General features: G+C 66.9%; 6 protein-coding genes and 1 riboswitch. Of the genes, 2 read left to right on the top strand and 4 right to left on the bottom strand.

The genetic code is table 11. The features are described from left to right. Positions 1–100 precede the first annotated feature (100 nt). The 3 genes from QSJ18_RS09670 to thiC all read right to left on the bottom strand — a co-directional run bounded on the left by QSJ18_RS09670 (position 101) and on the right by thiC (position 3,868). A complete protein-coding gene (locus tag QSJ18_RS09670; protein WP_286326172.1) occupies positions 101–1,270 on the bottom strand; it encodes an amidohydrolase in 1,170 nt (389 codons plus the stop codon). Between the two features lie 10 nt (positions 1,271–1,280). Continuing rightward, the gene (thiD, locus tag QSJ18_RS09665; RefSeq protein ID WP_462476032.1) at positions 1,281–2,177 is read right to left on the bottom strand and encodes a bifunctional hydroxymethylpyrimidine kinase/phosphomethylpyrimidine kinase; all 897 of its coding nucleotides are present in this window, start codon (positions 2,175–2,177) and stop codon (positions 1,281–1,283) included. Further along, positions 2,174–3,868: a phosphomethylpyrimidine synthase ThiC gene (thiC, locus tag QSJ18_RS09660; RefSeq protein ID WP_286326171.1), complete on the bottom strand. Its 1,695-nt coding sequence runs from the start codon at positions 3,866–3,868 to the stop codon at positions 2,174–2,176. The genes thiD and thiC overlap by 4 nt, the downstream gene beginning before the upstream one ends. Then, positions 3,861–3,974: riboswitch (TPP riboswitch) on the bottom strand. Its footprint overlaps the gene before it by 8 nt. Positions 3,975–4,221: 247 nt before the next feature. Between thiC and QSJ18_RS09655 the strand changes: the two genes are divergently transcribed. Both QSJ18_RS09655 and QSJ18_RS09650 read left to right on the top strand, forming a co-directional pair. Further along, positions 4,222–4,569, top strand: a complete 348-nt coding sequence (locus QSJ18_RS09655) for a GNAT family N-acetyltransferase (protein ID WP_286326170.1) — start codon at positions 4,222–4,224, stop codon at positions 4,567–4,569. Between the two features lie 87 nt (positions 4,570–4,656). Then, entirely contained in the window at positions 4,657–5,412 is a 756-nt protein-coding gene (locus tag QSJ18_RS09650) for a siderophore-interacting protein (RefSeq protein ID WP_286326169.1), read from the top strand. Positions 5,413–5,423: 11 nt separating this feature from the next. On the opposite strand, the gene QSJ18_RS09645 is transcribed toward QSJ18_RS09650, so the two are convergent. Then, positions 5,424–6,227: an exodeoxyribonuclease III gene (locus QSJ18_RS09645; protein ID WP_286326168.1), complete on the bottom strand. Its 804-nt coding sequence runs from the start codon at positions 6,225–6,227 to the stop codon at positions 5,424–5,426. Between the last annotated feature and the right edge of the window lie 2 nt (positions 6,228–6,229).

Genomic DNA, 6,229 nt, shown 5'->3' with positions numbered 1-6,229 from the left:
GAGGAACGTTCGTCCCCTACTTTCGGGTTCGTCCGCTAGGTGTAGGTGGGGGAGGAACGCAAACCTAGGGGAGGAACGTTCCTCCCCTACTTTCGGTCCCCTACTTTCGGGCGGCGATCGCCGCGCGGGCGATGGCGGCGAGGTAGCGGGCGCCGTCTGCGGCGATGCCGTCGTTGAAGTCGTAGGTCGGGCTGTGTACCGGACCGGCATCGGCGGTCACCGGGCCGTTGCCGATGAAGGCGTAAGCACCGGGGATTTGTTGCAGGAAGAAGGAGAAGTCCTCGGCCGCAAGGATTCCCGCGCAGTTGCCATCCACCCGGTCGGCCCCGGCCAGTTCGGTCACCGCGGCCGCGGCGCGGGCCGCGCACGTCGGGTCGTTGACCGTGCACGGATACCGGTGCGTGTAGTCGATTTCGACGTGCACCCCGTGGACGTCCGCGGTGGACGCGCACACCTGGCGCACCAGCTGCTCGATGCGGGTGGCTGCGTCGGGATCGAGACACCGTACGGTGCCGCGAAGTTCGGCGCGGGTCGGCATCACGTTGTTGGTGGCGCCTGCGTGGAAGGAGGTTATCGCGACGACCCCCGGGACGAGTGGGTCCAGACGGCGGGCGACGATCGTCTGCAACTGCGTCACCAGATAGGAACCGGCGGCGACGACATCGCCGGACATGTGCGGGGCCATCGCATGTGCCCCGGCAGCGGTGATGGCGATCTCGATGTCGTCGAAGGACGCCAGGATGGTGCCCGGGCGAACCGCGAAGTCACCGGCCGGGATGCCCGGGATGTTGTGCAGGCCGTAGATCTCCTCGATGCCGAAGCGTTCGATGAGATTGTCGTCGAGCATCGCCGGTGCGCCGGCCGCACCCTCTTCGGCGGGCTGGAATACCAGGACCACGGTCCCTGCGAAATCTCTTTCAGCCGAGAGTATCTCGGCCGCACCGAGCAACATCGCGACATGCCCGTCGTGGCCGCAGGCGTGCATGACACCGGCGGTACGGGATCGGTGTGGGCGGTCGGGCAGTTCGTCGATCGGCAAGGCGTCCATGTCGGCGCGCAGCCCGATCGTCGGGCCGGGGGTCGCGCCGGTGATGACGCCGACGACCCCGGTGCCACCGATGCCCATCGTGGTTTCGACGCCGAGTTCGGTGAGTCGGTCGGCGACCACCTGCGCGGTCCGGGTCTCCGCGAAGGCCAATTCGGGGTGGGCGTGCAGGTCACGGCGGATCTGCTGCAGGCGTTGCGGATCGGGGAGGCGGGCAGGCGTCACATCTGTGACGTTACCAACCAGGATTCGGCGGACCTGCCGCGGCGACCCGCCACAGCGGGTTGACCGGTCCGTGACCGGCCCCGAGCGGGTAGGCGGCGGCCAGGCCGCGCGACACCCAGGCCTTGGCGAAGCCGACGGCCGCAGGCACCGGATAGCCGTGCGCCAGCGCCGCGGCGATCGCGGCCGCGAGGGTGTCACCGGCACCGTGGTCGTGCGGGGTGTCGATGCGGGTGTGGCCGAACTCGTGAAAGTCGGTGCCGTCGAACAACAGATCGGTGCTGTGCGCCGATGAGTGCAGGTGACCGCCCTTCACCAGTGCCCACCGCGCCCCGAGATCGTGCAAGGCGCGGGCCGCAGCGCGCTGCCCGTCCGAATCGACGACGTCGATACCGGTGATCAGCCGGACCTCGTCGAGATTGGGGGTGACCACTGTCGCCAGTGGGAACAGCGCGGACCGCAGGGTGTCCAGGGCGTCGGCGGCCAGCAGTGGATCGCCGTGCATGGAGGCGCACACCGGGTCGACGACCAGTGGCACCCGGCCGTCCCGTCCGATTCCGGAGGCGACGCACTGCTCGGCGACCGCCTCGATGATCGGTGCCGACGCCAGCATGCCCGTCTTGGCCGCCCCGATGCCGATGTCGTCGACGACGCAGTCGATCTGTGCCGCCACCACACTCGGCTCGATCTCCTGGAATCCGCTGACGCCCATGCTGTTCTGCACGGTGACGGCCGTTACTGCGACACAGGCGTGCAGCCCGAGCAGCGCGAAGGTGCGCATGTCGGCCTGGATCCCGGCGCCGCCACCGGAATCGGAACCGGCAATCGTAAGCACCCGCCTGGGCGTCACACCGTCCGCGACGGTGGGCAGCAACGCCGGTCGTTCCTGCGTCTGGGGATCGGTGCTCACCGGGACGGCGCCGACGATTCCAGCGGGAGGTAGATGCGATTGCCTGCATCGGCGAACTCGGCCGACTTGGCGGCCATCTCCGCGGCGATCTTGGCGTCAATGTCCTCCGCGGTGACCAGATTGTTCTCCTCGGCGTAGGCGCGGACATCGGCGGAGATGCGCATCGAACAGAACTTCGGGCCGCACATCGAGCAGAAGTGGGCGGTCTTGGCCGGTTCGGCGGGCATCGTCTCGTCGTGATACTCGCGGGCGGTGTCCGGGTCCAGGGCCAGATTGAACTGGTCGGTCCAGCGGAACTCGAAGCGCGCCTTGGACAATGCGTCATCGCGTTCCTGCGCGCGCGGATGTCCCTTGGCTAGATCGGCAGAGTGGGCGGCGATCTTGTAGGTGATCACGCCGACCTTGACGTCGTCACGGTTGGGCAGCCCGAGATGCTCTTTCGGGGTGACGTAGCAGAGCATCGCGGTGCCGGCCTGCGCGATCATCGCCGCGCCGATCGCGGAGGTGATGTGGTCGTAGGCCGGGGCGATGTCGGTGGCCAGCGGCCCGAGGGTATAGAACGGCGCCTCCTCGCACAGTTCCTCCTCCAGGCGGACGTTCTCGGCGATCTTGTGCATCGGGACGTGACCGGGGCCCTCGATCATCACCTGCACGCCATGGGATTTGGCGATCGTGGTGAGTTCGCCGAGGGTGCGCAGCTCGGCGAACTGGGCCTCGTCGTTCGCGTCGGCGATGGAGCCGGGTCGCAGTCCGTCGCCCAACGAGAAGGTGATGTCGTACCGGGCGAAGATCTCGCACAGCTCGTCGAAGTGGGTGTAGAGGAACGATTCCTCGTGGTGCGCCAGACACCACGCCGCCATGATCGAACCGCCGCGCGAGACGATGCCGGTCACCCGGCGTGCGGTCAGCGGTACGTAACGCAGCAGCACCCCGGCGTGCACCGTCATATAGTCGACGCCCTGCTCGGCCTGCTCGATCACGGTGTCGCGGTACAGCTCCCAGGTCAGCTTGGTCGGATCGCCCTCGACCTTCTCCAGCGCCTGATAGATCGGCACCGTGCCGACCGGGACCGGCGAATTACGCATGATCCACTCGCGGGTTTGATGGATGTCGGCACCGGTGGACAGATCCATGATCGTGTCGGCGCCCCATCGGGTGGCCCACACCATCTTCTCGACCTCCTCGGCGATGGAACTGCTCACCGCCGAGTTGCCGATGTTGGCGTTGATCTTCACCGCGAACGCCTTGCCGATGATCATCGGTTCGGATTCGGGATGACGATGGTTGGCCGGGATGACCGCGCGACCCGCGGCCACCTCGGAGCGCACCACTTCGACGTCGACGCCCTCACGGGCCGCGATGAACCGCATCTCGTCGGTGACGATGCCGGCACGCGCCCAGGCCAGCTGGGTGGCGGCACCGGCGATCGGCTCGGGGCGCTGCCAACCGTCGCGTGTCGCGGGCAGTCCGCGTTCGAGGTCGATCTCGGCCGAGGTGTCGGTGTACGGACCGGAGGTGTCGTACACGTCGAGGTGTTCGCCGTTGGTCAGCGAGATCCGGCGGCTGGGGACGCGGAGATGCTCGACGTCGATGTAGTGCTTGTCGCTGCCCGCGATGGGGCCGGTGGTGATTGCCGAGGTGTCGGCCGGCGGATTGCCGGAGCCTTCGGTTCGAGATAGACGGGTGCCCATGATTCTCACTCCCTACGCCGGCATTACCCGGACAGGTTCAGGCGGTCGGCGACCGCCCGTCGCCATCTCAGCCCTCGGTGTCGTGAGAGCCCCCGCGTCATTCATTTTTTCTTCGCCGCACACCCTACGCGCACCGGTCGTCGGAGACCACCGCCCGGGCGACATTCGACGGCGAGTTCAGTCGCGATCACACACGGTGGACGGGGGTCCACAAACTACGGTCCCGTAAGGTACCCTGTGACCGGAATCACAATCAGTAGGTGTGTTGCCTGACCGGGAAGACCGGATCTTGGGGGAAATCAGGCACCCGCGCCGGGAGTTTCAGCGCGTCAGGTGCTGGTGGGAGGGATCAGGTGAACAGAAAATTTCGACAGCGGCCGCCGCAGTCGGCGCAGTCGATTCTGCAGCAGATCGCGCAGGTCGTGCACAACAAGGAGCGGGAACGATTCGAGTTGTGGGTGGCTGGTGATCTCATTGGCGTGCTGGGCTATTCGACCGAGACGCGCGACGGCGAGACCACGGTGACCGTGTTGCACACCGTCCTCTACGACGAATACACCGGCCACGGACTCGGTACCCGGCTGACGCGAGGGGCGATCGCTTACGTGCGCGATCAGGGGGCGCGGCTCAAGCCGGTCTGCACCTTCACCAAGCACTACCTTGACGCGCATCCCGGCATCGTCGCGGTGGCGCCGGCGTAGAGCTGACGGGGGCGGGCACATACATTAGCTCAGGCTACCCTAATCATCGGCTATTCTGTCGGCATCCCGTCGACGGAAGGCTCGAAGATGACTGAGGTGTCCACCAAGGGGCGTGGCTGGCAAGGTGCGGTACTCAAGCTCCTCGGCGGCGATGACTTCCGGTTCACCGTGACCGGCACCGAAGTGGTGACCGATCATTACCTCCGGCTCCGCTTCAGTGGCGGCGGACTGCTGACCGGGCGCCAGCCGCACCCGACGATGTGGGTCCGACTGTGGTTCTCCGCCGACGGCAAACTGCATCAGCGCGGCTACACCCTCGTCGACCCCGACTCGAACACGGACGAGTTCACCGTCGAATTCGCGATCCACGACGGCCCCGCGGCGCGATGGGCGCAGCAAGCGCGGGTCGGCGATCAGATCAACGCCACGCTGATGGGCTCGAAATTCGAACTCCCCGAACAGCCGCCGACCGGATATCTGATCGTCGGGGACACCGCATCGATGGCGGCGATCAACTCGCTACTCGACGCCATCGACGAGTCGGCGAATCCCGATGTCAGCGCGACGATCTGGTTCGAGTACCAGCATGAGAGCGACCGTGACCTGACACTCCGGACCCGCCCGCAGGACACCGTGACATGGATCCCGCGGGAGCGTAAGGGGGCTGCGCTGGTGGATGCGGTCCGGGCGGCCGCCTTCGACGCGAGCGGCCAGTTCGGCTGGGTCGCACTGGATTCGGCGAGCACGCGCGCCGTCGCGGGCGTGCTGAAATCGGACTACCGGCTGGGTCGCAAATCCGTGAAGTCGATGGCCTACTGGGTGGAAGGCCGCGCCTTCGGTTGAGGTGACCGGCCTCAATCGGCGATCTCGAAGACGACCGGAGCATGATCGCTGGCACCCTTGGCTTTTCGCGCATCACGGTCGACGAAGGCGCCGGTCACCCGAGTGTCGAGGGCCGGTGAGCACAGCGCGTAGTCGATCCGCATACCCTCATCGCGCGGGAAGCGCAGCTGCGTGTAGTCCCAGTAGGTGTACCCAGGGGCGTACGGCAGTGCGCTGTCGGTGAGGCCGGGCCCGGCACCGTCGGTGCGGAGGAAACGGCGGATAGCGCTGCGCTCCGGCTCGGATACATGCGGTCGATTCTCGAAAAAGCTCAGATCCCAGACGTCTTCGTCGCGCTGGGCGACGTTCCAGTCGCCGGCGAGCATCAGCTGCGCGGCCGGATCGTGCGCCAGTCCCAGTGCGGTGATGTCCCGGAGGGCGTCCAGCCACCGCAGCTTGTAGGCGTAGTGCGGATCATCGAGGGCCCGGCCGTTGGGTACGTACAGACTCCACAACCGAATACCCGCGCAGCGCGCCGAGATCGCGCGCGCCTCGGCGACCTCCTGACCGTCGACCGGAAAGGTCGGCATCCCCTCGAAGCCGATCTCGACGTCTTCGAGTCCGACTCGGGAAGCGATCGCCACCCCGTTGTAGGCGCCCTGACCGACGTGGGCGACGTCGTACCCGGAGGCCAGGAAGCTCATCAGCGGGAACGCGTCGTTGTGGCATTTGATCTCTTGCAACGCCACGACGTCGATGTCCTGCTCGGTCATCCAGGCGACGACCGACTCCGACCGGGCGCGGATGGAGTTCACATTCCAGGTGGCGATGCGCACGT

Source organism: Gordonia heveisoli, assembly GCF_030315745.1.
Taxonomy (GTDB): domain Bacteria; phylum Actinomycetota; class Actinomycetes; order Mycobacteriales; family Mycobacteriaceae; genus Gordonia.
Note: the sequence above shows the minus strand (reverse complement) of the source record. Positions and strands in the feature narration are given on the sequence as shown.